This window comes from Limimaricola variabilis (genome assembly GCF_014195545.1).
GTDB lineage: Bacteria > Pseudomonadota > Alphaproteobacteria > Rhodobacterales > Rhodobacteraceae > Limimaricola > Limimaricola variabilis.
In genome coordinates this window covers 16014-41882 of sequence record NZ_JACIBX010000012.1, presented here as the reverse complement: position 1 = coordinate 41882, position 25869 = coordinate 16014, and the positions used below count along the sequence as shown (strand labels likewise).

The following is a 25869-nucleotide window of genomic DNA, read 5'->3' as shown; positions in this document are numbered from 1 at the left end:
CATCTCGGTCGCGCCCGCTTTGCGGGCTGTCGGACGCAACGCGCGCAAGCAGGCCCCGTTCCTTCGCCAAACTTGACCTGCACGGGCTTTCGGCATAAGGCGGGCCAAGTCGAACGACCCGGCAATCCGGCCGGGCGGGCCGCGCCTGCTCCTGCGGCCAATCGGTGCCGCAGTCTCGAAAGGCTCACATGACCCAGTTCAACGACCTCAATCTCGACCCCAAGGTACTCAAGGCCATCGCCGAGGCGGGCTATGAGACGCCGACGCCGATCCAGGCCGGCGCCATTCCGCCCGCGCTCGAAGGCCGCGACGTGCTGGGCATTGCCCAGACCGGTACCGGCAAGACGGCGAGCTTCACGCTGCCGATGATCACGCTCCTGGGCCGTGGCCGCGCCCGTGCCCGGATGCCGCGCAGCCTCGTGCTGTGCCCGACCCGCGAACTCGCGGCTCAGGTGGCCGAGAACTTCGACACCTATGCCAAGCACACCAAGCTCACCAAGGCGCTGCTGATCGGCGGCGTCTCGTTCAAGGAGCAGGATGCGCTGATCGACAAGGGCGTCGATGTGCTGATCGCCACCCCCGGCCGCCTGCTCGACCATTTCGAGCGCGGCAAGCTGCTGCTCACCGGCGTGCAGATCATGGTCGTGGACGAGGCCGACCGCATGCTCGACATGGGCTTCATCCCCGATATCGAGCGGATCTTCGGGCTGACCCCCTTCACCCGCCAGACGCTGTTCTTCTCGGCCACCATGGCGCCGGAGATCGAGCGGATCACCAACACCTTCCTGTCGAACCCGGAAAAGATCGAGGTGGCCCGCGCCGCCACCACGGGCGAGAACATCAAGCAGGGCGTGGTGATGTTCCGGGCCAGCCGCAAGGAGCGCGAGGCCGACGAGAAGCGCGAGCTGCTGCGCACCCTGATCGACGCCGAAGGCGAGGCCTGCACCAACGCGATCATCTTCTGCAACCGCAAGATGGACGTCGACGTGGTCGCCAAGAGCCTCAAGAAGCACGGCTACGATGCCGAGCCGATCCACGGCGACCTCGACCAGAGCCAGCGCACCCGCACGCTGGACGGCTTCCGTGCCGGCGAGGTGAAGATCCTCGTGGCCTCCGACGTCGCCGCGCGCGGCCTCGACGTCCCCTCGGTGAGCCACGTGTTCAACTTCGACGTCCCGAGCCATGCCGAGGACTACGTGCACCGGATCGGCCGCACCGGCCGCGCCGGCCGCAAGGGCACCGCGATCATGATCTGCAGCCCGCGTGACGAGAAGAACCTCGACGACGTGGAGCGGCTGGTCCAGTCCGCTATTCCGCGCCTCGAGGACCCGCGCGGCGCGCGCCCCGCTGCCGCACCTGCCGCCGAGGCCGCAACCAGCGAGGAAGAGCGTCCGCGTCGCAGCCGCAGCCGCACCCGGTCGCGCAGCCGCGACGACGCCAAGCGCGAGGAGAAGCCCGTAGCGGCCGCCCCGCAGGCCGAGACCGTGGTCGAAGCCAAGCCGGAGCCTGCCCCGCAGCCGGAACCCGCACCCCAGCCGGTTCCCGAGCCCGCCGCGGCAGCGGCGCCGGCGCAGGCCGAGCCGCGCCGCAATGATCGGGGCAATCGTGGCCGCGACCGTCGTCGCAACGAGCCGCGCGAAGAAGAGGTGGTTGGCATGGGCGACGATACCCCCGCCTTCATTCTCAAGAGCTTCGAGGAGCGGCGCGCCGGCTGAGGCCGCGCCCGAACGCGATGCGCAGCCTGATTGCCCTCGCCTTTGCCATGCTGCTCCCCGCCCTGCCCGCGCAGGCCGAGGAGCGGCGCTGCACCGCCAGCGTCAACGGACGCGAGACCGTCGTCACCTATGACGACGAGATCGCCTTCGACACCAAGCTCGGCACCCGCGAGCGCCTCTCGCGCTGGCCGGGCCGGGTCTGGAACAAGGCCTGGGGCACGCCGCCCGCCTGCGACAGCCGCGTGCTCTTCACTTATCTCTCGGTCGAGTTGCCGCCCAAGGAGACCGAAGGCTACTGCCTCCAGCGCGATCCCGACGATGATGGCTGGCTGCTGGTCCCCGGGGCGCGTGGCGATACCGCGCAATGCAGTGTCACCACCTGCGACCGCGTCAATGCCGCGGCCGACGGCGCGATCGATACCGGCGCGGCGCTGGCCGGGCTGATGCTGACTCCGCCGCCCAGCCCGGCCGAGGCCGTGGCCGAGCCGTCGCGGCTGCTGCACAGCTCGGGCGCGCTGGTGCTGAAGGGCACGGCGGACTGGCTCGCCACCAGCATCGGCACCGCCGCGCCCGGCGTCACCGCCGCGCTGACCGGCCCCGTGGCGCTTGGCGCTGCCGCGGCATCGGTCGTGGTGATCGGCGGCGCGGTCTATGTCTGCAGCGGCTGAGGCCGTATTCCGCAGAAGGCACGCATTCAAACGATGAAATGCAACGGGCCGCGCCCTCCTCGGAGAGCGCGGCCCGGTTCGTTTACGGATGCGCCGCGAGGTCCGGGGCCAAATGGCACCGAACCTCGCGGCCGAGCGATCAGCTCAGCCGGCTCACCACCACGTTGACCTCGGGCTTCTTGCCGGTCTCGGCCTGGGTGGTCGAACGCGCGATCCGCTTGAGCTCGCGGTCGAGCTTGTCCTCGTCGCGCAGCATCTTGCGGCCCGCGCGATTGACGAATTGCGCCAGATCCGATTCGAGCGTCTCGACCAGCGAGGCGTTGGAACGGCCTTTCTCGGGCAGGCCCATGATCTCGCACCACGGATCGCCCAGCGGCTCGTCGTCCTCGTCGATGATCATCGTCACCGTGACATGGCCGTTGAGCGCCATGCGGATCCGGTCGCGCACGATGCCATCCATGGCGCCGATCATGACCGAACCGTCAAGGTAGCTGCGACCGGTGTCGATGTACTCGGCCACCTTCGGCGCGTTGCCCGACAGGTCCAGCATCATGCCGTTGACCGCCACGATGCCCGAGAGCCCGCGCTCGGCGCCCAGCTTGACGTGCTCACGCAGGTGGCGGTGCTCGCCGTGCATCGGCACGAGGAACTGCGGCCGCACGATATCGTGCAGCAGCTGCAGGTCGGGACGGTTGGCGTGACCCGAAACGTGATAGAGGCCATGCGTGTCCTCGATCACGTCCACACCCTTTTCCGAGAGCTGGTTCATGATCTTGATCACGCCGCGCTCGTTGCCGGGGATGGTGCGCGAGGAGAACAGGAAGCTGTCGCCCTCCTGCAGCTTCAGGCCGAGATAGCTGCCCTGCGCCAGCTGGGCGCTGGCGGCGCGGCGCTCGCCCTGGCTGCCGGTGACGAGCAGCAGCAGCTTCTCGCGCGGGATCGAGGCGGCCTCTTCCGGTCCGACGGTCTTCGGAAAGCCGTGCAGCAGGCCGCACTCGGTCGCGGTCTCGACCATGCGGCGCATCGCGCGGCCGAGCAGACAGACGGTGCGTCCGGCGCGGTCGGCGGCCACGGCGATGGTCTTGAGACGTGCCACGTTCGAGGCAAAGGTCGTGGCGACGACCATGCCCGGCTGCGAGGCGATCAGCTTCTCGATCTCGGGGGCGAGCGTCGCCTCCGAGCGGCCCGGCTGGGGCGAGAAGACGTTGGTCGAGTCGCAGATCAGCGCCTTGACCCCGCCCTGCGACACCTCGGCCCAGAGATCGGGGTTGAACGGCTCGCCCACCACCGGGGTGTGGTCGATCTTGAAGTCGCCCGAATGGATCACCCGCCCCTCGGGGCTGTCGATCACGAGGCCCGAGCTCTCGGGGATCGAGTGGCTGATCGGCACGAAGCCGACCTTGAACGGCCCCGCCTCGACGGTAGCCGGCCAGGGCTCGACCACGTTGAGCACGCTGTCCGGCGCGCCATGCTCGTCGAGCTTGTGCCGCGCGATCGCGGCGGTGAATTTGCGGGCATGGATGGTGGCGCCGAGACGCTTCCAGAAATGGCCGACCGCGCCGACATGGTCCTCATGCGCGTGGGTGATGAAGATCGCCTCGATGCGATCCTTGCGCGCCTCGAGCCACGAGATGTCGGGCATGATCAGGTCGACGCCGGGCGTCGTGTCCATGTCGGGGAAGGTCACGCCGAGATCGACGACGATCAGCCGTTCCTGCCCCGGTTTGCCGTAGCCGTAGACATAGGCGTTCATGCCGATCTCGCCGGCACCGCCGAGAGGAAGGTAGATCAGTCTTTCGCCGCTCATGCGGTCTCCTTGTTGTAGCTATGGATGACGGTCAGCCCGTGCATCGTCAAATCGTCTTCGATATCGTCGAACAGCATGTCGCCCTGCGCGAACAGGGGCGCAAGCCCCCCGGTTCCGATGATCCGCATCGGACGGTCGCGCTCCGCCCGGATGCGGTCGCATATCCCGCGTACGAGGCCGACATAGCCCCAGAAGATGCCCGACTGCATGCAGGCAACGGTGTTGGTGCCGATCACCCGCTCGGGCTTGCTCACATCGACATGCGGCAGCGCGGCCGCCGCCTGATGCAGCGCCTCGAGGCTCAGGTTCACGCCGGGCGAAATGACACCGCCGACATAGGCACCATCGGTGTCCACCACGTCGAAGGTCGTCGCCGTGCCGAAATCGACGACCACCAGATCGCCGCCATGCCGGTCCCAGGCCCCCGCGGTGTTGACCAGCCGGTCCGGTCCGACCTGCGTGCCCGCATCAACGCGCGGCGCCACGGGCAGGCGGCAATCCGGCTTGCCCACGACCAGCGGGCGGCAGTTGAAATAGCGATCCGCAAGCACACGCAGGTTGAAGACCACCCGCGGCACCGTGGAGGAGACGATCATCTCGTCGATCTGGGCCTCGATACCGCGCATCTTCATCAGCGTCGACAGCCAGACGAAATACTGGTCCGCCGTCCGCTGCCACTCGGTCGAGGTACGCCATGTGGCGAGGAACTCGGACCCGTTCCAGATCGAGAACACGGTATTGGTGTTGCCGCAGTCTATCGCGAGAAGCATTCCCGACCTCTCAGAAAAATACGTCGGCGGCGCTGATCGCGCGGGGCCCCTTGGCTGTCCGCAGCATCAGGTTGCCGGCCAGGTCCACGGTTTCGAACACGCCGGTGATCTCTTCGGTGCCGGTACGCGCGGAGATCACCTCGCCCAGCCGGGCGGCGTGACGCAACCAGTCCTCGCGGATGCGCTCGAAGCCGAATGCGTCGAGCTTGCCCTCCTCGGTGGCAAAGGCGTCGGCGAGGTGGGTCAGGAACTCCTCCGGATCGACCAGTGGCCCGCCATTGTCGGCGACCGCGATCGGCGGGAAGGCCGCGTCGCCCAGTCCTTCGGGCGATCGCGCGAGGTTCACGCCGACACCGATGGCCAGCCAGTCGACATAGGGCCCCTGCCCGGCGCTCTCCAGAAGGATGCCCGCGACCTTGCCGCCGTCGAGTAGCACGTCATTGGGCCATTTGAGCGAGAGTCGGGTTCGGTCGACATGGATCGCCAGCGCTTCGAACAGCGCGACGGCGGCGAGGAAGCTGCGTCGCGCGGCTTCCGCCGGCGTTGCCTCGGGCTTGTAGACCAGCGTCGCCGAGAGGTTGCCGGCCTCGCTGCTCCAGACCCGGCCGCGACGGCCGCGCCCCGTGGTCTGCTCATGCGCCATGATCCAGGTCGGCCCGGCAAGACCAGAGGCCGCGCGTCGCGCGGCCTCGGCCATGGTGCTGTCGACGGTGTCGAGCACCACCCGCTCCCACCCCTCGGGCCAGAGCCCGCGGGATGTGGGGTCAGTTGACAAGGGTCGCCGCCGCGGCCGCGGCCAACGGCTCGATGCCGAACAGATTGATCACGCCGAACACCATCACCGCGGCCGAGGCCATGAGCACGCCCCACAGCAGCGGCGAGGTACCGGTGTCGAGCGCTTCGCCCTCTTCGCCGAAATACATGTAGTAGACGATCCGCAGGTAATAGAACGCACCGATCACCGAGGCGATCACGCCGAGGATCGCGAGCCAGGTCAGCCCGCCCTCATAGGCCGCGCGCAGCACGTAGAGCTTGCCGAAGAAGCCGACCATCGGCGGCACGCCGGCGAGGCTGAACAGCAGCACCAGCATCGCCAGCGCCCGCATCGGTGCATAGCGCGAATACATGTGCAACGCGTTGATGTCGGTCACCGGACGTCCGTCGCGCTCCATCGACAGGATGAAGGCGAAGGTGCCGATGTTCATGGTGACGTAGATCGCCATGTAGATCAGCATCGCCTGCACGCCGAAGGCGGTGCCGGAGGCGAGGCCCATCAGCGCGAAGCCCATGTGGGCGATCGAGGAATAGGCCATCAGGCGCTTGATGTTGGTCTGGCCGATCGCGGCGACGCCGCCCCAGAACACCGAGACCAGCGACAGGAAGGCGACGATCTGCTGCCAGTCGCCCACGACCCCGCCGAAGCCGTCATAGACGACGCGGGCGAAGAGCGCGATGGCCGCCACCTTGGGCGCGGTCGCCATGAAGGCCGTGACCGGCGTGGGGGCGCCCTCGTAGACGTCCGGCGTCCACATGTGGAACGGCGCGGCCGAGACCTTGAAGGCGAAGCCGACCATCAGGAAGACGAGGCCGAAGATCAGGCCGAGCGGCGCGCCGAGCGCGGTGGCGATGAAGATGCCCTCGAACTGGGTCGTGCCGGCGAAGCCGTAGACCAGCGAGGCACCGTAGAGCATCAGGCCCGAGCTGAGCGCGCCCAGCACGAAGTACTTGAGGCCGGCCTCGGTCGACTTCTCGCTGTCGCGGCGTAGCGAGGCCACGACATACATCGCCAGCGACTGCAGCTCGATGCCCATATAGAGCACCATCAGGTCGCCGGCCGACACCATCACCATCATGCCGACCACGGCCAGCGTCACGAGCACCGGGTACTCGAAGCGCAGCAGGTTGCGACGGGCGAGGTATTCCTGGCTCATCACCAGCACCACGGCGGCCGAGAGCAGGATCGTCACCTTGGCGAAACGGGCGAAGCCGTCATCGATGAAGCTGTTGAAGAAGGCCGGATCGGTGCCCTCGCGGGTGGCGATCAGGAAGGCCATCAGGGTGAACATCGCGGCGGTCGCCCAGATCAGCAGACCAGCCGACTTGTCCTTGGTGGTGTAGACGCCCGCCATGAGCGCGACCATCGCATAGACCGAGAGGATCACCTCGGGCAGGACGGTCTGGAGATCGAGTGAGAACATGTGTCCTGGTCCTTAGTGCTGTGCCGGGGCCGCGACTTCGGCCGCCGCGACGGCGCTCTGGCTGCCATGGGCCGCGACCGCGACCTCGACCTGATCGACGAGCGCCGCGACGCTCGGGCCGGTGATGTCGGTGACGAGGCTCGGATAGACGCCGAGCAGGATGGTCATGACCACGAGCGGCGCGAAGATCCACTTCTCGCGGGCCGTCATGTCGGTGATCGACTTCAGGCTTTCCTTGATCAGGTCGCCCATCACGACCCGGCGATAGAGATAGAGCGCGTAGGCGGCCGAGAAGATCACGCCCGTGGTGGCCACGGCGGCGACCCAGGTGTTGGCCTGGAACATGCCCATCAGCGTCAGGAATTCGCCGACGAAGCCCGAGGTGCCCGGCAGACCGACATTGGCCATGGTGAACAGCAGGAACACGGCGGCATAGGCCGGCATCCGGTTCACGAGGCCGCCATAGGCGTCGATCTCGCGGGTATGCATCCGGTCATAGATCACGCCGACGCCGAGGAAGAGCGCGCCCGAGATGAAGCCGTGGCTGATCATCTGGAACACCGCCCCGTCGAGACCCTGCTGGTTCAGCGCGAAGATGCCAGCGGTGACGAAGCCCATATGGGCGACCGAGGAGTAGGCGATCAGCTTCTTGATGTCCTTCTGCACCAGCGCCACCAGCGAGGTGTAGACGATCGCGATGGCCGAGAGCCACAGCACCAGCGGCGCCCAGATCTCGGAGGCGACCGGGAACATCGGCAGCGAGAAGCGCAGGAAGCCGTAGCCGCCCATCTTCAGCAGGATCGCGGCCAGAACCACCGATCCGGCGGTCGGCGCCTGCACGTGGGCGTCGGGCAGCCAAGTATGGACCGGCCACATCGGCATCTTCACCGCAAAGGAGGCGAAGAAGGCGAACCACAGCAGCGTCTGTACGCCGCCCAGGATCTGCACGCCGAGGATCGGGAACGTCTGCGACGAGAAGTTGTAGGCCATCAGCGTCGGGATGTCGGTGGTCCCCGCCTGCGCGAACATCGCCACCATCGCCACCAGCATCAGCACCGAGCCGAGGAAGGTGTAGAGGAAGAACTTGAAACTCGCATAGATGCGGTTCTTGCCGCCCCAGATCCCGATGATCAGGAACATCGGGATCAGGCTCGCCTCGAAGAAGAGGTAGAACAGCACGAGGTCCAGCGCCACGAATACGCCGATCATCAGCGTCTCGAGCACCAGGAAGGCGATCATGTATTCTTTGACCCGGTGCGTCACGTCCCAGCAGGCGGCGATGACGAGCGGCATCAGGAAGGTGGTCAGCATCACGAAGAGCAGCGAGATGCCGTCGACGCCGAGCTTGTAGCGCAGCCCCAGGAGCCACTGCCGATCCTCGACGAACTGGAAGCCCGGCGCCGCCGGGTCGAAATCGGCGAGGATGAACAGCGACACCAGGAAGGTGAAGACGGTGGTCGCCAGCGCCACCCATTTGGCGTTGCGCTGTGCCGCCGCATCGTCACCGCGCAGGAACAGCGCGAGGATGCCGGCGCCTAGAAGCGGGATGAAGGTGGTCAGAGAGAGAAGGTTGCCCATCTGTTATTCGGCCCCCCCGGCCAAGGTCATCCAGGTCAGGATCAGGGCGAGGCCCAGAACCATCGCGAAAGCGTAGGTGAAGACGTATCCGTTCTGCGCGCGACCGGCGAGGCGGGTGAAGAAGGGCACGATGCCCATCGCCACACCGTTGATGCCGCCGTCGATCACGCTGCCGTCGCCACGGGTCCACAGGAACCGGCCGATGGCCTGCGCCGGGCGCACGAACACGAAATCGTAGAGCTCGTCGAAGTACCACTTGTTGAGCAGGAAGTTGTAGAGCGGCCGCTGGTTGGCAGCGAGCTTGCCCGGCAGATCCGGCCTGCGGATATACATCAGATAGGCGAGGCTCAGGCCCAGCAGCATGGCGACGAAGGGCGAAACCTTGACCCAGACGGGGGCGTGGTGCGCCTCGTCGATGACGTCGTTGCCGGGCGCCATGTAGATCGCGCCCTGCCCCGGACGGGCCACGGCGACCTCGGCCGCGGTCGGCACATGCGCCGCCTCGCCCATGTCGGCGTGCTCGCCCTCGACCAGCGTCTCCTCGACGATCGCTTCGGCGGCGTGGTCGAGATCGCCCTCGGCCAGCTCGGTCGCCGCGTCGACGGGACCATGCGCCTCTTCGACCGCGCCATGCGCCGCCGCCGTCACCGGCATCCCGAACCAGCGCTGAACGCGCGCCTCGTCGCCGAAGAAGGGGGCGTACCACAGCATGCCGGCGAAGATCGCGCCGAGCGACAGCACGCCGAGCGGCACCAGCATCACGGCCGGGCTCTCATGCGCATGGTCGTGGGTGTGGTGATCGCCGCGCGCCTTGCCGTGGAAGGTCAGGAAGATCAGGCGCCAGGAATAGAAGCTCGTCATCGCGGCGGCGAGCACCAGCAGCCAGAAGGCGTAGGGCGTGGCACCGGCATAGGCGCTCTCGATGATCGCGTCCTTGGAGAGGAAGCCCGCGAAGCCGAAATGGGTCAGCGGAATGCCGACGCCGGTGATCGCCAGCGTGCCGATCATCATCGCCCAGTAGGTGTAGGGGATCTTCTTCCGCAGGGCGCCGTAATTGCGCATGTCCTGCTCGTGATGCATCGCGTGGATGACCGAGCCGGCCCCGAGGAACAGCAGTGCCTTGAAGAAGGCATGCGTGAAGAGGTGGAACATCGCCACCGAATAGACGCCCGAACCGGCGGCCACGAACATGTAGCCCAGCTGCGAACAGGTCGAATAGGCGATGACGCGCTTGATGTCGTTCTGCACCAGACCCACGGTCGCGGCGAAGAAGGCGGTCGAGGCGCCGATGAAGACGATGATCGCTTTGGCGTCGGGCGCGAATTCGAGGATCGGCGACATTCGGCAGACCAGGAACACGCCGGCCGTCACCATGGTCGCGGCGTGGATCAGCGCCGACACCGGGGTCGGGCCTTCCATCGCGTCCGGCAGCCAGGTGTGCAGCAGCAGCTGCGCCGACTTGCCCATCGCGCCGATGAACAGCAGCAGCGAGACGATTTCGACCGCCTGGAAATCGAGCCCGAGGAAGTTCAGCTCGGTGCGCGCCATCTGCGGCGCGGCGGCGAAGACGTCGGAGAAGTTGATCGAGTCCGCGAGGAAGAACAGCGCGAAGATGCCAAGCGCGAAGCCGAAATCGCCGACGCGGTTGACGATGAAGGCCTTCATCGCCGCGGCGTTGGCAGAGGGCTTGCGGTAGTAGAAGCCGATCAGGAGGTAGGAGGCGACGCCCACGCCCTCCCAGCCGAAGAACATCTGCACCAGGTTGTCGGCGGTCACCAGCGTCAGCATCGCGAAGGTAAAGAACGACAGGTAGGCGAAGAAGCGCGGCCGGTAGCTCTCGCCGGGGCGGAAGTTCTCGTCATGCGCCATGTAGCCGAAGCTGTAGAGATGCACGAGGAACGACACGCTGTTGATCACCACCAGCATGATCGCCGTCAGGCGGTCGAGCCGGATGGCCCAATCGGTCGAGAGCGAACCGCTCTCGATCCAGCGCAGGATCTGGATCTGCTCCATCTGCCCGTCATGGCCGAGGAACACGATCCACGACAGCAGGCAGGCGAGACCGACCAGCGAGGTCGAGACCCACTGCGCGCCGGCCTCGGTGATCAGTCGCCAGCCGAAGCCCGCGATCAGGGCGCCGACCAGCGGCGCGAAGAGGATGATCGTCTCCATGATCCTCAGCCTTTCATCACGTTGACGTCTTCGACTTCGATGGAGCCGCGGATCCGGAAGAAGCAGACGAGGATGGCGAGGCCGATCGCGGCCTCGGCGGCGGCGACCGTCAGCACGAAGAGCGTGAAGACCTGTCCGACCAGATCGCCCAGATAGGCGGAGAAGGCCACGAAGTTGATGTTCACCGCGAGCAGCATCAGCTCGATCGACATCAGGATGATGATGACGTTCTTGCGGTTCAGGAACAGCCCGAAGATGCCGATGACGAACAGCGCCGCCGCGACGGTGAGATAATGTTCGAGCCCTATCGGGGCTTCAGCGAGATAAGCGTCCATCATTGTCCCTCCGGGCTTTTGCCCGTTCGCGGTCTATCAGAGGCCCTGGCCGGGCTTCACGTCCTTGAGTTCCAGTGCCTTGGCCGGGTCGCGATACATCTGCGCCAGAATGTCCTGGCGCTTCACGTCCTTGCGGTGCCGCATGGTCAGCACGATCGCGCCGATCATCGCCACCAGCAGCACGAGGCCGGCGAGCTGGAACAGCAGGATGTAGCGGTCGTAGATCAGCAGGCCGAGCAGCTGGGTGTTCTCGACATCGATGATGAAGGGCGCGGCGAGGCGCTCGTCATAGCCCTCCGAGTAGTCCCAGACGCCGAAGGCCAGCGCCAGCTGCATCAGCAGGACCACCCCGATCAGCAGCGCCAGCGGCATGTACTTCGCCATCTCCGCCTTCAACTCGGCGAAATCGACGTCGAGCATCATCACCACGAAGAGGAACAGCACCGCGACGGCGCCGACATAGACGATCACCAAGAGCAGTGCCACGAACTCGGCGCCGACCAGGATGAACAGCCCCGCCGAGCTCAGGAAGGCGAGGATCAGCCACAGCACGGAATGGACCGGGTTGCGGGCAACCACGGTGAACAGCCCGCCGACCACGGTCGACAGCGCGAAGAGGTAGAAGATGATGGCGGCGGCGGTCATCGTGCGGTGTCCTTTCCGGTGTCCTCGTCCATGACCTCGGTGGCGAGTTCCATCGCCTTGGTCATCGCGGGCACGCCGCCGAACATCCCCGCCTGGGCGATGGTCTCGGCGATCTCCTGTTTCGTGGCACCCGCCTCGCGCGCGTGGCGCACGGTGAGGCGGACCTGGCTCTCGGCCTGCGCGCCGAGGATGGTCAGACCGGTCAGCGTCAGCAGCAGCCGCGTCTTGGCGTCGAGGCCCTCGGGGTTGAGGGTGCGTCCCATGAACGCCTCCATCATCTCCTTGGGCATGGTCGGCCAGAGCTGCTCGAAGCCCTTCGGCGTGAAGTGCTCGAGCGCGGGATTCATCTTCCGGGCCCAGTCCTGGCCCATCTTCATCATCTGCGCGAAGGGGTTCTGATCGGTCACGGCCTGCTCCTCAGCGGTAGGGCGCGTCGAGCTCGAGGTTGCGGGCGATCTCGGCTTCCCACCGGTCGCCATTCGCCAGAAGCCGCTCCTTGTCGTAGTAGAGCTCCTCGCGCGTCTCGGTCGAATACTCGAAGTTCGGGCCCTCGACGATCGCGTCGACCGGGCAGGCCTCCTGGCAGAAGCCGCAATAGATGCACTTGGTCATGTCGATGTCGTAGCGCGTGGTCCGGCGCGAGCCGTCCTCCCGCGGTTCGGCATCGATGGTGATCGCCTGCGCGGGGCAGACTGCCTCGCACAGCTTGCAGGCGATGCAGCGCTCTTCGCCCGACGGGTAGCGCCGCAGCGCGTGTTCGCCGCGGAAGCGCGCCGAAAGCGGGCCCTTCTCGTGCGGGTAGTTTACGGTGGCCTTGGGCTTGAAGAAGTATTTCAGGCCCAGCTTCATGCCCTGCATGAAGTCTTGCAGCAGGAAATACTTGGCGGCGCGGGTGTAGTCGATCTGCGTCATGCTCAGACTCCCAGGGTCCAGCGGGCCCAGAGCCCGCCAAGGACCTCGAATTTCGCGAGGAAGGCCACGATCACGACCCAGGCCAGCGACAGCGGCAGGAACACCTTCCAGCCCAGGCGCATCAGCTGGTCGTAGCGGTAGCGCGGGGTGATCGCCTTCACCATGGCGAAGATGAAGAAGACGAAGAACATCTTCAGCACCATCCACAGCACGCCGTCGGGCAGGCCGGGGATCGGCGACAGCCAGCCACCGAAGAACATCAGCGACACCAGCGCGCACATCAGCACGATGGCCACGTATTCGCCGATCATGAAGAGCAGGAACGGCGTCGAGGAATATTCCACTTGGTAACCGGCGACGAGCTCGGATTCGGCTTCGGGCAGGTCGAAGGGCGGGCGGTTGGTCTCGGCCATGGCCGAGATCAGGAACAGGAACAGCATCGGGAAGTGCGGCAGCCAGTACCAGTTGAACAGGCCGAAATCACCGTCCTGCGCCGCAACGATCGCGCCAAAGTTCAGGCTGCCGGTCGAAATGATGATGCCGACGATGATCAGGCCGATCGAGACCTCGTAGGAGATCATCTGAGCGGCCGAGCGCAGCGAGCCGAGGAAGGGATACTTGGAGTTCGAGGCCCAGCCACCCATGATCACGCCGTAGACCTCGAGCGAGGAGACCGCGAAGACGTAGAGCAGCGCCACGTTCAGATCCGCGAGCACCCAGCCATCGGCGAAGGGGATCACCGCCCATGCGATCACCGCCATCACGAAGGAGATCATCGGCGCCAAGAAGAACACCGGGCGGTCGGCGCCAGCGGGCACGACCACTTCCTTGACGATGTATTTCAGGAAGTCCGCAAAGCTTTGCAGCAGGCCGAACGGCCCCACGACGTTGGGGCCCTTGCGCAGCTGCACGGCGGCCCAGACCTTGCGGTCGACCAGCAGCAGGAAGGCCAGCGCGACCAGCAGCGGCACGAGCAGCAGCAGAGACTGACCGAGGATCAGCAGCACGGCTCCGATGCTGGTTTCGGTGAAGAATTCGACCATGGTGCTTCCCTCAGACCGTCGGGATGCCGTTCAGTCCGCAGTTCTGGACGGTGACTTCGGCATCGATCGTGCGCAGCCCCTCAGGCAGGGCCGGCGAGATGGTGTAAACAGCATCGGCGCGCCAGTTTCCAGCCGATTCATCGAGTTGCGTACGGACGTGACGGGCGAAGCCATAGCCCCGGATCAGGGCATATTGCGCCGCCGCGCACTCCGCATAGGCGATCACGTCCTCGGCCTTGGCACCGCCGCTCATCGCGACGTGGAAGTTGACCAGGTCGCCGTCGAGAAGGCGGGTCTCGACGCCGTCATGGCGCGGCGCGCCCTCCCGCCCGGCCGAAGCGTCCGCCTCGGCACAGCCGGCGGCGAGCGCCACCAGGGGCAGGAGGAGCGCGCCCCGCATCGTCACTCGGCCGCGATCTTCTGCTGCCGCCGCGCGCGGGCGTTGCCGGCAAGCTCGCCCATCAGCTCGCTGGCGCGGGCGATCGGGTTGGTCAGGTAGTGCTCCGCGACGATGCTGTCGAAATCGCCCAAGCTCTCATCCAGCGTGCCCAGTTCGAGCGGCTGCCACTCGTTCTCGGCGACCTCGTCGATACGGCCCAGATGGGGATGCGCCTCGACCAGCTTCTGGCGCAGCTGCGCGAGGCTGTTCCACGGCTGGACCGCGCCCAGCTCGGCCGAGAGCGCCCGCAGGATCGCCCAGTTTTCCTTGGCTTGGCCCGGCGCGAAGGAGGCACGCAGCGCCAGCTGCGGACGGCCTTCGGTGTTGACGAAGAGGCCCTGCTCCTCGACCCAGGCCGCGGCCGGCAGGATCAGGTCGGCGGCATGCGCGCCACGATCGCCATGGCTACCCTGGTAGATCACGAAGGCGCCCGAAGGCAGCGCGATCTCGTCGGCACCCATGTTGTAGATCACCTCGGCACCCTCGAGCGCGGCCTCGACGCCGCCCTCGGAGGTGGCGCCGACATCCATGGCGCCCACCCGGCTCGCGGCCGAGTGCAGTACCATAAACTTGCTCTTGGTCCGGCTCGCCAGCTCCATCGCATAGGACAGCACGGCCTCGCCATCGGCGCCGGTCAGCGCCCCCTGCCCCACGATGACGACCGAGTCTTCGTCGAGAATGCGGGTGAACTTGTGCTCGATGGTCCGCGACAGCGGCCCGCGGCCGGTGCCGACATGGGTGTAGTCGTAAGTCAGATCGACAGGCTCGCCGACCAGCCCGACATTCGCCCCGGCGAGCCATGCCTTGCGGATCCGCGCGTTGAGCACCGGCGCCTCGGCGGCGGGGTTGGTGCCGACGAGCATGATGTGCTTGGCGGTGTCGAGATCCTCGATCCGCGCCGTGCCAACATAAGCCGAGCGGTTGCCGGCGGGCAGCTTGGCCCCGTCGGTGCGGCATTCGACGACGCCGCCCTGCCCTTCGATCAGTTGCTTGAGCGCGAAGGCGGCCTCGGTCGGGGCGAGATCGCCCACGAGGCCGACCACCCGCTTGCCCTTCATGGCAGCGGCAGCGGCGGTCAGCGCCTCGGGCCAGTCGGCCTTCCGCAGCTTGCCGTTCTCACGGATATAGGGCGTGTCGAGACGCTGGCGCGCCAGCCCGTCCCAGACGAAGCGCGCCTTGTCCGACAGCCATTCCTCGTTCACGCCGTCATGGTTGCGCGGCAGGATGCGCATCACCTTGCGGCCCTTGGTGTCGACCCGGATCGAGGAGCCAAGCGCGTCCATGACGTCGATCGTCTCGGTCTTGGTCAGCTCCCACGGGCGGGCGTTGAAGGCATAGGGCTTGGAGACCAGCGCGCCCACCGGGCACAGGTCGATGATGTTGCCCTGCAGATTCGAATCGAGCGTCTGGCCGAGATAGGAGGTGATCTCCGCATCCTCGCCGCGCCCGGTCTGACCCATCTGCGAGATACCGGCCACCTCGGTGGTAAAGCGCACGCAGCGGGTACAGGAGATGCAGCGGGTCATATGCGTCTCGACCAGCGGGCCGAGATCGAGATCCTCGGTGGCGCGCTTGGGCTCGCGGTAGCGCGAGAAGTCGACGCCATAGGCCATCGCCTGGTCCTGCAGGTCGCATTCGCCGCCCTGGTCGCAGATCGGACAATCGAGCGGGTGGTTGATGAGCAGGAACTCCATCACCCCCTCGCGGGCCTTCTTCACCATCGGCGAGTTGGTCTTGACCTGCGGCGGAGCACCTTCGGGCCCGGGGCGCAGATCCTTGACCTGCATGGCGCAGGAGGCCGCCGGCTTCGGCGGGCCGCCGACCACTTCGACGAGGCACATGCGGCAATTGCCGGCGATGCTCAGTCGCTCGTGATAGCAGAAACGGGGGATCTCGATCCCCGCGGTCTCGCAGGCCTGGATGAGCGTCATCGCCCCCGGCACCTCGATGACCTTTCCGTCGATGCTGACTTTGCGCAAATCGGACATGGCAGGCCGCCCCTTTCCTCGCGTCGGACGCGTGTCCCCGGATCGGGGGCCGCGATCGAGGGGGTTCTAGCGCGGCTCGCCCGGTGATGCCAGCGCATCCACGTGCCGGATCGGGGAAATTTCCGACCTCGGGCGGCTTCGGGGCTGCGGCACGCGGGCGCAGCCCCGACCTGCCTACTGCAGCAGCGTGCCGATCCGGCTGCCCGCCGCCATCTCGCGGCGGCCGACCTCGCAATAGGTTTCCCAATCGCCCTCGACCCCGCCCTTCTGGCGCAGCAGCGCACGCGCCTCGACCTCGAGCTTGTCCTTCTCTTCCTTGTCATCGATGAAGGCGGAGATCTGGGCGCGAGTATATCCCAGTTCCAGCGCGTGGCTGCGCAGCGAGTTGAGGAATCCGATCCCGGTCAACCAGCGCGAGTCGATGCTGTCGCATTTGCGGCCGATCTCATAGGCGATCGCGGTCGAGATCAGGCCTTCGCGGATCTTGGCGTTGTCGCGCAGCGCGGGCAGCGCGGCGGTCGCACCGGCGGCAATGGTAAAGCCCAGGATCAGCGCGGCAGTGCGCGCGAAATGGGGGATGGTCATGCGGGTCTCTCCTATCGGGCCGGTTCCGGAAACTGCTCTTTCCGGCCGGCGCTTCTGGGCGAGACCTTGGACCCGAAGGCGCGCTATTCAATATCACGCTGCAGAGAGCGGCTTTGGGTGAGCGGAACCCTGCCCGACTAGCCGCGCGGGCCGCCCTCGGCCTGATCAGCTTCCTGATGCTTGAATTCGGCGGCGGTCTCGCCCTTGGCATGGGCAAGACGCTTTTCGACCCACGGCACCGCGACATAGGAAATGAGCGGCACGGTAAAGGCGGTGGAAATTAGGATCTCCAGCCAGAGCGGGAGCCCCGGCGCCAACCATGAGAACATGTAGCTGGAGATCAGCACGGCCGGATAGACCGCGAGCCAGACGCCGAAATTCTTCAGCGCCTGGTCTCGCCAGGTAACGGTGCGGCGTTCATCGCCGCGCCCGGTCATTGAGCGGCGATGGTGGCCGCGACGCCGCGGCCCCGGATCCGATCCTCGATCTCGTCGCGGAAGTTGCGGATCAGGCCCTGGATCGGCCAAGCGGCGGCATCGCCGAGCGCGCAGATCGTGTGACCTTCGACCTGCTTGGTCACGTCGAGCAGCATCTCGATTTCCTCGATCGCCGCGTCGCCGCGCACCATCCGCTCCAGCACCCGCATCATCCAGCCGGTGCCTTCACGGCAGGGCGTGCACTGGCCGCAGCTCTCGTGCTTGTAGAATTTCGACAGCCGCCAGATCGCCTTCACCATGTCAGTCGACTGGTCCATGACGATGACGGCGGCCGTGCCGAGGCCCGAGCGCTGCTCGCGCAGCCAGTCGAAATCCATGATCGCGTCTTCCATGGTCTCGGCGCGCAGCACCGGCACCGAGGAGCCGCCCGGAATGACGCCCTTGAGGTTCTTCCAGCCGCCGCGGATGCCGCCGCAATGCTTGTCGATCAGCTCTTTGAAGGAGATCGACATCTCCTCCTCGACGACGCAGGGCTTGTTGACGTGGCCCGAGATCGCGAAGAGCTTGGTGCCGGTGTTGTTCGGACGACCGAAGCCCGCGAACCATTCCGGCCCGCGCCGCAGGATCGTCGGCGCGACGGCGATGGACTCGACGTTGTTCACCGTGGTCGGGCAGCCATAGAGGCCCGCACCCGCCGGGAAGGGCGGCTTCATGCGCGGCATGCCCTTCTTGCCTTCGAGGCTCTCGAGCAGCGCCGTCTCTTCGCCGCAGATATAGGCGCCCGCGCCGTGATGCAGGTAGAGATCGAAATCCCAGCCCGATCCGGCGGCATTGCGGCCCAGCAGCCCCGCGTCATAGCACTCGTCGATCGCCTGCTGCAGCGCCTCGCGCTCGCGGATGTATTCGCCGCGCAGGTAGATGTAGCTGGCATGTGCGCCCATCGCGAAGGAGGCGATCAGGCAGCCCTCGATCAGCGTGTGCGGATCGTGGCGCATGATTTCCCGGTCCTTGCAGGTGCCGGGCTCGGATTCGTCGGCGTTGACGACTAGATAGGAGGGGCGGCCGTCGCTTTCCTTGGGCATGAAGGACCACTTCAGGCCGGTCGGGAAGCCCGCGCCGCCACGGCCGCGCAGACCGGAAGCCTTCATTTGCTCGACGATCCAGTCGCGGCCCTTCTGGATGATGCCGGCGGTGCCGTCCCAATGCCCCCGCGCCTGCGCGCCTTTCAGCGTGCGGTCATGCATCCCGTAGATGTTGGTGAAAATGCGGTCCTGATCCTTGAGCATCGGCTCACCTTTCGTCGTCCCGGCGCGCACGCCAGGTTTGATAAGTCATCCACAATCCCATGACGAACCCGGCAAGGGCCATCAGGTCGAACAATCCGCGCCATCTATGCGGCAGGTCGAACGCGTTGCCCGCGACGATGGCGATCACCCAGAACACGCCGGTCCCGGCGAGCACCAGCGCCGCGCGCCGACCCGCCGCACCGCTCATGCCTCGTCCTTCGTCAGCTCGCGCGCCTGACCGATCCAGTCATCGCGCAGGATGCGGCCCTTGAAGCCTTCGAGATGGTCGTCGACCCAGGCCGCCTCGCCCTCGCTCCACGACGCGATCTGCCGCAGGTGCCAGACGCCGAGCCGGTTGAGCTGCTCCTCGAGCCGCGGCCCGACGCCGCGCAGTTGCTTGAGGTCGTCTGCCTGCCCGCGCGGCGCGTCGAGCAGCTCGGGCTTCTCGCGCATGTCGGCGGCGACTCCGTCGGGCATCGGCAAATCGGACGTGGCGCCCTTTTCCCCTTCGCCTGCGCCATCATCCGCTTCGGCAGCCGCACGATCGAGATCCTCGGTGCGCGACACCTCTTCGCCCAGATCGCCTTCGTCCGAAGCGGCGTCGTCATCCCCGCCCTCGAGCACCGCGCTGTCGTTCACACGGCCCACCTCACCGCCCTTGGGCTTTACGCTTTCGGTGTGGCGACCGCCGGTCTCGGCCTCTGCCGCGCCTTTCGCAGGCGCACTCTGCGGGGCTTTGCTATCGCGCTGAGTGGTCTCCGGCGCCGGCACCGCATCCTTGCGGTCCACGGTCGGGGCCGGGGTCTGGGCCGATGCGTTCTCTGTCTCCGGCTCGTCGTCACGGCAGACCAGCGCCAGCGCGAGAAGCGCACCGGCGGCGGCGAGGAGCGCCGCGATCAGCAGCGAGGAGAACCAGCCGCGTTCACCCAGCGCGAGCAGGATCCACAACAGCACCCCGCCCAAGGCGGCGCCGCCGATGGTGATGGTCCGACAGTTTCCCAAGCCGTTCATGCCGCGTCCTCCCGATGGCCGGGGCCAAATGCCCCGTCCTTCGTCATAGGACGGATGCCCGCCGAATCAAACGGATGCGCGGAGCCTTCCGGCCCGCGCACCGCGTCGATCCAGAGGGCGCCGCCGCCCATCACTTGTCTTCGGAGGAAGAGTCGGACTTGGCCGTGTCGCCCGGCTTCTGGGTCTTGGGCGCGTTGTAGGCGCCACCCGGCGCCACCGGGTCGGCGGTGCCCACCTTGTCCTCGGTCGCGTCATCGGCATCGGTCGCGGGCGCGCCTTCACCCGAAGGAGCCACCGGCTTGCCGCCCTCGGGCGCCTCCTTGCCCTCGGTCGCGTTCTGCGGCTCCTCGGCCGGGAAATCGGCCGAGACCGGCTTGGCCGCGCTCGAGGCCGGGGCCTCCTGCTCGGTCACGCCGGAGGCGTCGGCCGGACGGCCATGCGCCGGTGCGGGCTCCGCAGGATCCTCGTAGCCCTCGGCCTCGTGGTCGTCCTGGCGCTGCCACGGCGTGGTCAGCGGCACCTCGGTGCCGTCGATCCGCTTGATCGTGTCGCCGATCTCCACGGCCAGCGCCACGGCGGCGTTGTGCGGGTCACGGTCGTCGGCACCTTCGGCCAGCGAGGTCAGGTTGTCCTTGGGCTCGGCAGCGTAACGGCCGTTCTGCGGGCCGGGCGTCGGCACGCGGCCGGCCGCCATCTCGTCGATGATCTCCGACAGTCGCTCGGTGGTCAGGTCCTCGTAATAGTCCTTGCCGATCTGCGCCATCGGGGCGTTGGCGCAGGCGCCGAGGCACTCGACCTCTTCCCAGGAGAACTTGCCGTCGGCCGACAGCTCATGCGGCTTCTTCGCGATCTTTTCCTGGCAGACCTTCATCAGGTCCTCCGAGCCGCACAGCATGCAGGACAGCGTGCCGCAGACCTGGATATGCGCGACCGAGCCCACCGGCTGGAGCTGGAACATGAAGTAGAAGGTCGCGACCTCGAGCACCCGGATATAGGCCATGTCGAGCATCCGCGCGACTTCCTCGATCGCGGGACGCGAGAGCCAGCCTTCCTGCTCCTGCGCGCGCCACAGCAGCGGAATCACCGCGCTGGCCTGCCGTCCCTCGGGATACTTCGTGATCTGCGCCTCGGCCCAGGCCTGGTTGGCCGGGGTGAAGGCGAAGCTCTCGGGCTGTTCGGGATGAAGTCTGCGCAGCATTCGCTCGTTCCGGTGTTCTGGGCGCCTCCCCTCGGGTGGCGCGGATCATGTCGTGAGGGCGTGCCCTCAGATGCAGTTGTCGGTCAGCACCCGGATGGTGCCGTCATCGGTGACCTCGGCGCGACCCTGGGCGGTCAGCTGCGGCCCGAGTTCGAGCAGCTGCTGCTGGGTCAGGTTGGCCTTAAGCAGCACCTGCGCCACGTTGTCGGCGGTGATCGCACAGCCCTGGGCTTCGATCGCGGCCACCAGCCGGTCGGCAGGCGCGGCCTGCGGGGCGCGCGCGGCGGCCGGGCTGACGCTGCCGAGGCTGCCCTGCGCACCGATCCCGCCGATCTGCGCGCCCGCTGTGCAGGCCCCGAGCGCGCCGAGCGCCAGGAAAGCCGAGATCATCCGCTTCGCCGTCATCTGCAGTTCCGTCCTGTCTGGGCCGCCGCGCGGCCGGTTGCCTCGATTGGCCCGCCTCAGCGGTCCACTTCGCCGAACACGATGTCCATGGTGCCGATGATGGCGGCCACGTCGGCCAGCTGGTGGCCGGTGGCGACGTGGTCCATTGCCTGCAGGTGCAGGTAGCCCGGGCCGCGCAGCTTGGCGCGGTAGGGCTTGTTGGAGCCGTCGGCCACGAGATAGACGCCGAACTCGCCCTTGGGCGCCTCGACGGCGGCATAGACCTCGCCTGCCGGCACGTGGAAGCCCTCGGTGTAGAGCTTGAAGTGGTGGATCAGCGCTTCCATCGAGGTCTTCATGTCCGACCGCTTCGGCGGCGTGAGCTTGCCGCGGGCCAGCACGTCGCCCGGCTCGTTGCGCAGCTTCTCGCAGGCCTGGCGGATGATCTTGGTCGACTCGCGCATTTCGGCCATCCGCACGAGGTAGCGATCGAAGCAGTCGCCATTCTTGCCGACCGGGATCTGGAAATCGAACTCGTCATAGCACTCGTAGGGCTGGGCACGGCGCAGGTCCCAGGCGAGGCCAGAGCCTCGCACCATGACGCCGGAGAAGCCCCAATCGGTGGCCTCCTGCTCGCTCACCACGGCGATGTCGACGTTGCGCTGCTTGAAGATGCGGTTCTCGGTCAACAGCCCGTCGATGTCGTCGAGGAAGGCCGGGAAGCCCGCGGCCCAGGCGTCGATGTCCTCGATCAGCTCGGGCGGCAGGTCCTGATGCACGCCGCCGGGCCGGAAATAGGCCGCGTGCAGGCGCGCGCCCGAGGCCCGCTCGTAGAACACCATGAGCTTTTCGCGCTCTTCGAAGCCCCACAGCGGCGGCGTCAGCGCACCGACATCCATGGCCTGCGTGGTGACATTGAGCAGGTGGTTCAGAATACGACCGATCTCGGAATAGAGAACGCGGATCAGCGAAGCGCGACGGGGCACCTCGGTGCCGGTGAGCCGCTCGATGGCGAGACACCAGGCATGCTCCTGGTTCATCGGCGCCACGTAGTCGAGCCGGTCGAAATACGGCAGGTTCTGCAGGTAGGTCCGGCTTTCCATCAGCTTCTCGGTGCCGCGATGCAGCAGGCCGATATGCGGATCGCAACGCTCGACGATCTCGCCGTCGAGTTCGAGCACCAGGCGCAGCACGCCGTGCGCCGCCGGGTGCTGCGGGCCGAAGTTGATGTTGAAGTTGCGGATCTTCTGCTCGCCGGTCTTCGTGTCCTCGAAGCCGCGGGCGTTGATGGTTGAGCCGTCCATGACTTACCCCTTCGCGCCGGTGTCGGCGGCCTTGTCATCGCCCGGGAGCACGTATTGCGCGCCTTCCCACGGGCTCATGAAATCGAACTGACGGTATTCCTGCACGAGCTTCACCGGCTCGTAGACCACCCGCTTCTGCACCTCGTCGAAGCGCACCTCGGTGTAGCCCGTGGTCGGGAAGTCCTTGCGCAGCGGGAAGCCGCGGAAGCCGTAATCGGTGAGGATGCGGCGCAGGTCCGGATGGCCCGAGAACAGGATGCCGAACATGTCGAACACCTCGCGCTCGAACCAGTTGGCCGAGGGGTGGATCTCGATGATCGAGGGCACCATCTCGTCCTCGCGCAGTTGGGCGCGAAGCCGGATGCGCTGGTTCTGGTACATCGACAGGAAGTGATAGACCACGTCGAAGCGCTTCTCGCGGCCCGGATAGTCGACGGCGGTGATGTCGACGAGCGTCGAGAACCGGCAGGTCGGGTCGGTCTTCAGCAATTCTACGAAGCCGGGGATCGCCTCGGGCGTGACGGTGACGGTGAGTTCGCCGAAGGCGATCTCCCAGCCGGTCACGCAGTCGGGGCGCTTGGCTTCGAGATGCGCGCCCAGGTCGTTCAGTGCCTCGCTCATGGCGATTCCCCCGAAAAAGATGTCTTGGCGGGCCGATCCGGCCCGCCGGGGCCTCAGCGGACGATCGTGCCGGTGCGGCGGATCTTGCGCTGCAGCTGCAGGATTCCGTAGAGCAGCGCCTCGGCGGTCGGCGGGCAGCCGGGAACGTAGACGTCCACGGGCACGATCCGGTCGCAGCCGCGCACCACCGAGTAACTGTAATGGTAGTAGCCGCCGCCATTGGCGCAGCTGCCCATCGAGATCACGTAGCGCGGCTCGGGCATCTGGTCGTAGACCTTGCGCAGCGCCGGCGCCATCTTGTTGGTCAGCGTGCCGGCGACGATCATCAGGTCGGACTGGCGCGGGGAGGCGCGCGGCGCGGTGCCGAAACGCTCGAGGTCGTAGCGCGGCATCGAGGTGTGCATCATCTCGACCGCGCAGCAGGCCAGACCGAAGGTCATCCAATGCAGCGAGCCGGTGCGCGCCCAGTTGATCATGTCCGCCGTCGAGGTGACGAGGAAACCCTTGTCGCTCAGCTCGCGGTTCAGGTTCTGCGTCGCGACCTCACGGTCCGCACCCGCAGTGTTGGCGCCGGTCATCACTCCCATTCGAGAGCTCCCTTCTTCCATTCGTAGGCGAAGCCGATGGTCAGCACGCCGAGGAACACCATCATCGACCAGAAGGCCATCATCGACACGTCACCGAAGGCCACGGCCCAGGGGAAGAGGAAGGCCACCTCGAGGTCGAAGATGATGAACAGGATCGAGACGAGGTAGAACCGCACGTCGAACTTCATCCGGGCGTCGTCGAAGGCGTTGAAGCCGCATTCATAGGCCGAGACCTTCTCGGGGTCGGGCCGGCGCACGGCAAAGACCACCGCGGCGAGAATGAAGACCAGCCCCAGGCCGATCGCGAGGCCGAGGAAGATCAGGATGGGAAGGTATTCCGCAAGAAGCAGTTCCACGTCGGGTCCTTTCGCGCGGGAGCTGTCGGTCGATTGCGCGATCCATAAACCCCGGCCCCGCAAGGGTCAACCGAGCCCGGCACGCCCGAGCTGCGTCCGATGCGCGCGTTTCAGTTCGATCCCCCCTCGCCCTGCAGTTCGTGCTTCACCTGTTCCAGTTCGCGATCGAGGAAGAACGAGATCAGCGAGCGGATGATCACCAGCAGCCCCAGAAACACCAGATCCGCGAAAGCGAGGCTCAGCGCGGTGTGGATGATGTCCGAGACGATGAACAGCTCCAGCCCTGCGAGGATGTAGCGGCCCAGCTCGATCCGCTCCAGATTGGTGCCGCGCACCCGCGCCGCGTCGTCGCGCCGCGTCTCGGCCCGGATCACCCCGGCCACGAAGCGCGCCGCCCCCACCAAGAGGAGCGCGATGGCAAAGAGATCGATCAGCGCCGCGACCCATTCGAGCCCGGCGACCAACCAGCCGAGATGCGCGTGCAGAACGCCCTCCTCGGCCCCGAATTCCCAGATCGACCCCATACGGCCCCCTTTCGCCTGTCACCCGGATACTGTCTCGGGGCGCCGACCGGTCAAGCGGGGGAACCGGGGCTCCGCACCGGCGTTGGCCGCGCATGACACGCATCACTCGCCTCGCGGCCGCCGCCCTCGCCCTTCTTCCCCTTTCCGTCTCCGCCGAGGTGGTCGGCAAGGTCGGGGTCGACTGGGTCGGCAACGACGTGATCGTCGAGGCGATCCCCGACCCCAAGGTCGAGGGCGTGACCTGCCACATAGCCTATTTCGAACGCTCGGTGATCGATCGGCTGAGCCAGGGAAACTGGTTCGAGGATCCTTCAAACGCCTCGATCGACTGCCGCCAGACCGGACCGATCACGCTGGGCGACATCGATCGCTCGCGCGATGGCGAATCCGTGTTCCGCGAGAGCCGCTCGATCATTCTGAAATCCCTCAGGATCACGCGAATCTACGACGAGACGAACCAAGTGCTGATCTATCTCGCCCATGGCAGCGAACTCACCCAGGGCTCGGCCAAGATGTCGCTTTCGACCATCCCGCTCTACGACACCGGGGCCGCGCAGTAACGTGCCCTATTTCCTGGCCACTTGAGGCTAGGGCTCAGTCCAAGGCCTGAACCGCTGCTACCAGCTCGTCGTAATGACCGATCAGCGCCTCGGGATGCAAATCGGCGGTGCGATGACCATTGGGGCCGAACTTCACCAGGATCGAGGGCACGCCGGCGGCACGGGCGGTGATCCGATCGGTCTCGGTATCGCCAACCAGAACGCAATGTGCCGGGTCCCCGCCCGCGCGCCGCACCGTCTCCCGCAGGCATTCGGGATCCGGCTTGCGTATCGCCAGCGTATCGGCACCGACGAGGCAGACGAAATGGTCGCGCACCCCGAGCCGGATCATCAGCTTCTCGGCCAGCGCCTCGGGCTTGTTGGTGCAGATCGCGACCGGGTGGCCGAGCCGCTTGAGCTCCGCGATCGCCTCCACCGCGCCGGGAAACAGCGTCGAATGGCGGTCGATCTCCTCCTCGTAATAGGCGAGCAGTCGCGGATACTGCCGGTCGACCTCGGCCTCTTCGACCTCGCCCACCCGGCTGAGGCCGAGCCGCAGCATGGCACGCGCGCCATGCATCGCGGTGGCGGCGTCCTCGCGGGGATCGAGCAGCGGGCCGAGCCCCAAATCCGAAAAGCAGCGGTTCGCGGCAGCGATCAGGTCGCCGCTGGTCTCGGCCAGCGTCCCGTCGAGGTCGAAGATCACGGCGCGCATGAACGGCTCTCCTGTAACGATGCGTAGGCTGAATTGATCGGCCGGGAACGGC

At 66.7% G+C, this 25869-nt stretch carries 29 protein-coding genes; 3 read left to right on the top strand and 26 right to left on the bottom strand.

Annotation, left to right across the window (positions count from 1 at the left end; all coding sequences use genetic code 11):
• Window positions 1-188: 188 nt before the first annotated feature.
• On the top strand, window positions 189-1715 hold the full coding sequence (locus FHS00_RS14070; protein WP_183474723.1) for a DEAD/DEAH box helicase: 1527 nt from the start codon (window positions 189-191) through the stop codon (window positions 1713-1715).
• A gap of 17 nt (window positions 1716-1732) precedes the next feature.
• Window positions 1733-2383 (top strand): hypothetical protein, encoded by a 651-nt coding sequence (locus FHS00_RS14065; RefSeq protein WP_183474722.1) that lies wholly within the window; start codon window positions 1733-1735, stop codon window positions 2381-2383.
• Between the two features lie 139 nt (window positions 2384-2522).
• Here FHS00_RS14065 and FHS00_RS14060 read toward each other — a convergent pair whose 3' ends face one another.
• From FHS00_RS14060 to FHS00_RS13940, 25 genes are all read right to left on the bottom strand, one after another.
• Window positions 2523-4190, bottom strand: coding sequence for a ribonuclease J (locus FHS00_RS14060; RefSeq protein ID WP_183474721.1), 1668 nt, complete (start codon window positions 4188-4190; stop codon window positions 2523-2525).
• Window positions 4187-4960: a type III pantothenate kinase gene (locus FHS00_RS14055; protein ID WP_183474720.1), complete on the bottom strand. Its 774-nt coding sequence runs from the start codon at window positions 4958-4960 to the stop codon at window positions 4187-4189. Before FHS00_RS14055 ends, FHS00_RS14060 begins: the two co-directional genes overlap by 4 nt.
• Window positions 4961-4970: 10 nt before the next feature.
• Entirely contained in the window at window positions 4971-5681 is a 711-nt protein-coding gene (locus tag FHS00_RS14050; protein WP_183474719.1) for a biotin--[acetyl-CoA-carboxylase] ligase, read from the bottom strand.
• A gap of 43 nt (window positions 5682-5724) precedes the next feature.
• Window positions 5725-7158, bottom strand: coding sequence for an NADH-quinone oxidoreductase subunit NuoN (gene nuoN / locus FHS00_RS14045; RefSeq protein WP_183474718.1), 1434 nt, complete (start codon window positions 7156-7158; stop codon window positions 5725-5727).
• Between the two features lie 12 nt (window positions 7159-7170).
• Window positions 7171-8736, bottom strand: a complete 1566-nt coding sequence (locus tag FHS00_RS14040) for an NADH-quinone oxidoreductase subunit M (RefSeq protein ID WP_183474717.1) — start codon at window positions 8734-8736, stop codon at window positions 7171-7173.
• A 3-nt stretch (window positions 8737-8739) separates the two neighbouring features.
• Entirely contained in the window at window positions 8740-10908 is a 2169-nt protein-coding gene (nuoL, locus tag FHS00_RS14035; protein ID WP_183474716.1) for an NADH-quinone oxidoreductase subunit L, read from the bottom strand.
• A gap of 5 nt (window positions 10909-10913) precedes the next feature.
• On the bottom strand, window positions 10914-11243 hold the full coding sequence (gene nuoK / locus FHS00_RS14030; RefSeq protein WP_183474715.1) for an NADH-quinone oxidoreductase subunit NuoK: 330 nt from the start codon (window positions 11241-11243) through the stop codon (window positions 10914-10916).
• A 36-nt stretch (window positions 11244-11279) separates the two neighbouring features.
• Entirely contained in the window at window positions 11280-11888 is a 609-nt protein-coding gene (locus FHS00_RS14025) for an NADH-quinone oxidoreductase subunit J (RefSeq protein WP_183474714.1), read from the bottom strand.
• Window positions 11885-12295, bottom strand: a complete 411-nt coding sequence (locus FHS00_RS14020) for a carboxymuconolactone decarboxylase family protein (protein WP_183474713.1) — start codon at window positions 12293-12295, stop codon at window positions 11885-11887. The genes FHS00_RS14025 and FHS00_RS14020 overlap by 4 nt, the downstream gene beginning before the upstream one ends.
• 10 nt (window positions 12296-12305) lie before the next feature.
• A complete protein-coding gene (nuoI, locus tag FHS00_RS14015) occupies window positions 12306-12800 on the bottom strand; it encodes an NADH-quinone oxidoreductase subunit NuoI (protein ID WP_183474712.1) in 495 nt (164 codons plus the stop codon).
• Between the two features lie 2 nt (window positions 12801-12802).
• Window positions 12803-13843 carry an NADH-quinone oxidoreductase subunit NuoH gene (gene nuoH / locus FHS00_RS14010; protein ID WP_183474711.1) on the bottom strand — a complete coding sequence of 347 codons (1041 nt, stop codon included), beginning with the start codon at window positions 13841-13843 and terminating at the stop codon, window positions 12803-12805.
• Window positions 13844-13853: 10 nt separating this feature from the next.
• Window positions 13854-14243, bottom strand: coding sequence for a hypothetical protein (locus FHS00_RS14005; protein ID WP_183474778.1), 390 nt, complete (start codon window positions 14241-14243; stop codon window positions 13854-13856).
• A gap of 2 nt (window positions 14244-14245) precedes the next feature.
• Window positions 14246-16270 (bottom strand): NADH-quinone oxidoreductase subunit NuoG, encoded by a 2025-nt coding sequence (gene nuoG, locus FHS00_RS14000; protein WP_183474710.1) that lies wholly within the window; start codon window positions 16268-16270, stop codon window positions 14246-14248.
• A 174-nt stretch (window positions 16271-16444) separates the two neighbouring features.
• Window positions 16445-16855, bottom strand: coding sequence for a DUF5333 domain-containing protein (locus FHS00_RS13995; RefSeq protein WP_183474709.1), 411 nt, complete (start codon window positions 16853-16855; stop codon window positions 16445-16447).
• Window positions 16856-16992: 137 nt separating this feature from the next.
• A complete protein-coding gene (locus tag FHS00_RS13990) occupies window positions 16993-17292 on the bottom strand; it encodes a putative antibiotic biosynthesis monooxygenase (protein ID WP_183474708.1) in 300 nt (99 codons plus the stop codon).
• Entirely contained in the window at window positions 17289-18578 is a 1290-nt protein-coding gene (gene nuoF / locus FHS00_RS13985) for an NADH-quinone oxidoreductase subunit NuoF (protein ID WP_183474707.1), read from the bottom strand. Before nuoF ends, FHS00_RS13990 begins: the two co-directional genes overlap by 4 nt.
• A gap of 4 nt (window positions 18579-18582) precedes the next feature.
• Window positions 18583-18786 carry a DUF5337 domain-containing protein gene (locus FHS00_RS13980; protein WP_183474706.1) on the bottom strand — a complete coding sequence of 68 codons (204 nt, stop codon included), beginning with the start codon at window positions 18784-18786 and terminating at the stop codon, window positions 18583-18585.
• The gene (locus tag FHS00_RS13975; RefSeq protein WP_183474705.1) at window positions 18783-19589 is read right to left on the bottom strand and encodes a hypothetical protein; all 807 of its coding nucleotides are present in this window, start codon (window positions 19587-19589) and stop codon (window positions 18783-18785) included. The genes FHS00_RS13980 and FHS00_RS13975 overlap by 4 nt, the downstream gene beginning before the upstream one ends.
• A 130-nt stretch (window positions 19590-19719) precedes the next feature.
• Window positions 19720-20787: an NADH-quinone oxidoreductase subunit NuoE gene (gene nuoE / locus FHS00_RS13970; RefSeq protein WP_183474704.1), complete on the bottom strand. Its 1068-nt coding sequence runs from the start codon at window positions 20785-20787 to the stop codon at window positions 19720-19722.
• A gap of 66 nt (window positions 20788-20853) precedes the next feature.
• The gene (locus FHS00_RS13965; RefSeq protein ID WP_183474703.1) at window positions 20854-21192 is read right to left on the bottom strand and encodes a hypothetical protein; all 339 of its coding nucleotides are present in this window, start codon (window positions 21190-21192) and stop codon (window positions 20854-20856) included.
• 56 nt (window positions 21193-21248) lie between these two features.
• On the bottom strand, window positions 21249-22475 hold the full coding sequence (locus FHS00_RS13960) for an NADH-quinone oxidoreductase subunit D (RefSeq protein ID WP_183474702.1): 1227 nt from the start codon (window positions 22473-22475) through the stop codon (window positions 21249-21251).
• Window positions 22476-22478: 3 nt separating this feature from the next.
• Entirely contained in the window at window positions 22479-23096 is a 618-nt protein-coding gene (locus tag FHS00_RS13955) for an NADH-quinone oxidoreductase subunit C (RefSeq protein ID WP_183474701.1), read from the bottom strand.
• Window positions 23097-23149: 53 nt separating this feature from the next.
• Window positions 23150-23674: a NuoB/complex I 20 kDa subunit family protein gene (locus FHS00_RS13950; protein WP_183474777.1), complete on the bottom strand. Its 525-nt coding sequence runs from the start codon at window positions 23672-23674 to the stop codon at window positions 23150-23152.
• Window positions 23674-24039 (bottom strand): NADH-quinone oxidoreductase subunit A, encoded by a 366-nt coding sequence (locus FHS00_RS13945; RefSeq protein WP_183474700.1) that lies wholly within the window; start codon window positions 24037-24039, stop codon window positions 23674-23676. Before FHS00_RS13945 ends, FHS00_RS13950 begins: the two co-directional genes overlap by 1 nt.
• Window positions 24040-24149: 110 nt before the next feature.
• On the bottom strand, window positions 24150-24563 hold the full coding sequence (locus FHS00_RS13940; protein ID WP_183474699.1) for a DUF1622 domain-containing protein: 414 nt from the start codon (window positions 24561-24563) through the stop codon (window positions 24150-24152).
• A gap of 92 nt (window positions 24564-24655) precedes the next feature.
• Between FHS00_RS13940 and FHS00_RS13935 the strand changes: the two genes are divergently transcribed.
• The gene (locus FHS00_RS13935) at window positions 24656-25123 is read left to right on the top strand and encodes a CreA family protein (RefSeq protein WP_183474698.1); all 468 of its coding nucleotides are present in this window, start codon (window positions 24656-24658) and stop codon (window positions 25121-25123) included.
• A gap of 34 nt (window positions 25124-25157) precedes the next feature.
• On the opposite strand, the gene FHS00_RS13930 is transcribed toward FHS00_RS13935, so the two are convergent.
• Window positions 25158-25817 carry an HAD-IA family hydrolase gene (locus tag FHS00_RS13930; protein WP_183474697.1) on the bottom strand — a complete coding sequence of 220 codons (660 nt, stop codon included), beginning with the start codon at window positions 25815-25817 and terminating at the stop codon, window positions 25158-25160.
• Between the last annotated feature and the right edge of the window lie 52 nt (window positions 25818-25869).

Excerpts from the sequence above, each read along its gene's own strand:
- FHS00_RS14070 (WP_183474723.1), top strand. The coding sequence starts at position 189 with ATGACCCAGTTCAACGACCTCAATCTCGACCCCAAGGTACTCAAGGCC.
- FHS00_RS14065 (WP_183474722.1), top strand. The coding sequence starts at position 1,733 with ATGCGCAGCCTGATTGCCCTCGCCTTTGCCATGCTGCTCCCCGCCCTG.
- FHS00_RS14060 (WP_183474721.1), bottom strand. The coding sequence starts at position 4,190 with ATGAGCGGCGAAAGACTGATCTACCTTCCTCTCGGCGGTGCCGGCGAG.
- FHS00_RS14055 (WP_183474720.1), bottom strand. The coding sequence starts at position 4,960 with ATGCTTCTCGCGATAGACTGCGGCAACACCAATACCGTGTTCTCGATC.
- nuoN (WP_183474718.1), bottom strand. The coding sequence starts at position 7,158 with ATGTTCTCACTCGATCTCCAGACCGTCCTGCCCGAGGTGATCCTCTCG.
- FHS00_RS14040 (WP_183474717.1), bottom strand. The coding sequence starts at position 8,736 with ATGGGCAACCTTCTCTCTCTGACCACCTTCATCCCGCTTCTAGGCGCC.
- nuoL (WP_183474716.1), bottom strand. The coding sequence starts at position 10,908 with ATGGAGACGATCATCCTCTTCGCGCCGCTGGTCGGCGCCCTGATCGCG.
- nuoK (WP_183474715.1), bottom strand. The coding sequence starts at position 11,243 with ATGGACGCTTATCTCGCTGAAGCCCCGATAGGGCTCGAACATTATCTC.
- FHS00_RS14025 (WP_183474714.1), bottom strand. The coding sequence starts at position 11,888 with ATGACCGCCGCCGCCATCATCTTCTACCTCTTCGCGCTGTCGACCGTG.
- nuoI (WP_183474712.1), bottom strand. The coding sequence starts at position 12,800 with ATGACGCAGATCGACTACACCCGCGCCGCCAAGTATTTCCTGCTGCAA.
- nuoH (WP_183474711.1), bottom strand. The coding sequence starts at position 13,843 with ATGGTCGAATTCTTCACCGAAACCAGCATCGGAGCCGTGCTGCTGATC.
- FHS00_RS14005 (WP_183474778.1), bottom strand. The coding sequence starts at position 14,243 with ATGCGGGGCGCGCTCCTCCTGCCCCTGGTGGCGCTCGCCGCCGGCTGT.
- nuoG (WP_183474710.1), bottom strand. The coding sequence starts at position 16,270 with ATGTCCGATTTGCGCAAAGTCAGCATCGACGGAAAGGTCATCGAGGTG.
- FHS00_RS13995 (WP_183474709.1), bottom strand. The coding sequence starts at position 16,855 with ATGACCATCCCCCATTTCGCGCGCACTGCCGCGCTGATCCTGGGCTTT.
- FHS00_RS13990 (WP_183474708.1), bottom strand. The coding sequence starts at position 17,292 with ATGACCGGGCGCGGCGATGAACGCCGCACCGTTACCTGGCGAGACCAG.
- nuoF (WP_183474707.1), bottom strand. The coding sequence starts at position 18,578 with ATGCTCAAGGATCAGGACCGCATTTTCACCAACATCTACGGGATGCAT.
- FHS00_RS13980 (WP_183474706.1), bottom strand. The coding sequence starts at position 18,786 with ATGAGCGGTGCGGCGGGTCGGCGCGCGGCGCTGGTGCTCGCCGGGACC.
- FHS00_RS13975 (WP_183474705.1), bottom strand. The coding sequence starts at position 19,589 with ATGAACGGCTTGGGAAACTGTCGGACCATCACCATCGGCGGCGCCGCC.
- nuoE (WP_183474704.1), bottom strand. The coding sequence starts at position 20,787 with ATGCTGCGCAGACTTCATCCCGAACAGCCCGAGAGCTTCGCCTTCACC.
- FHS00_RS13965 (WP_183474703.1), bottom strand. The coding sequence starts at position 21,192 with ATGACGGCGAAGCGGATGATCTCGGCTTTCCTGGCGCTCGGCGCGCTC.
- FHS00_RS13960 (WP_183474702.1), bottom strand. The coding sequence starts at position 22,475 with ATGGACGGCTCAACCATCAACGCCCGCGGCTTCGAGGACACGAAGACC.
- FHS00_RS13955 (WP_183474701.1), bottom strand. The coding sequence starts at position 23,096 with ATGAGCGAGGCACTGAACGACCTGGGCGCGCATCTCGAAGCCAAGCGC.
- FHS00_RS13950 (WP_183474777.1), bottom strand. The coding sequence starts at position 23,674 with ATGACCGGCGCCAACACTGCGGGTGCGGACCGTGAGGTCGCGACGCAG.
- FHS00_RS13940 (WP_183474699.1), bottom strand. The coding sequence starts at position 24,563 with ATGGGGTCGATCTGGGAATTCGGGGCCGAGGAGGGCGTTCTGCACGCG.
- FHS00_RS13935 (WP_183474698.1), top strand. The coding sequence starts at position 24,656 with ATGACACGCATCACTCGCCTCGCGGCCGCCGCCCTCGCCCTTCTTCCC.
- FHS00_RS13930 (WP_183474697.1), bottom strand. The coding sequence starts at position 25,817 with ATGCGCGCCGTGATCTTCGACCTCGACGGGACGCTGGCCGAGACCAGC.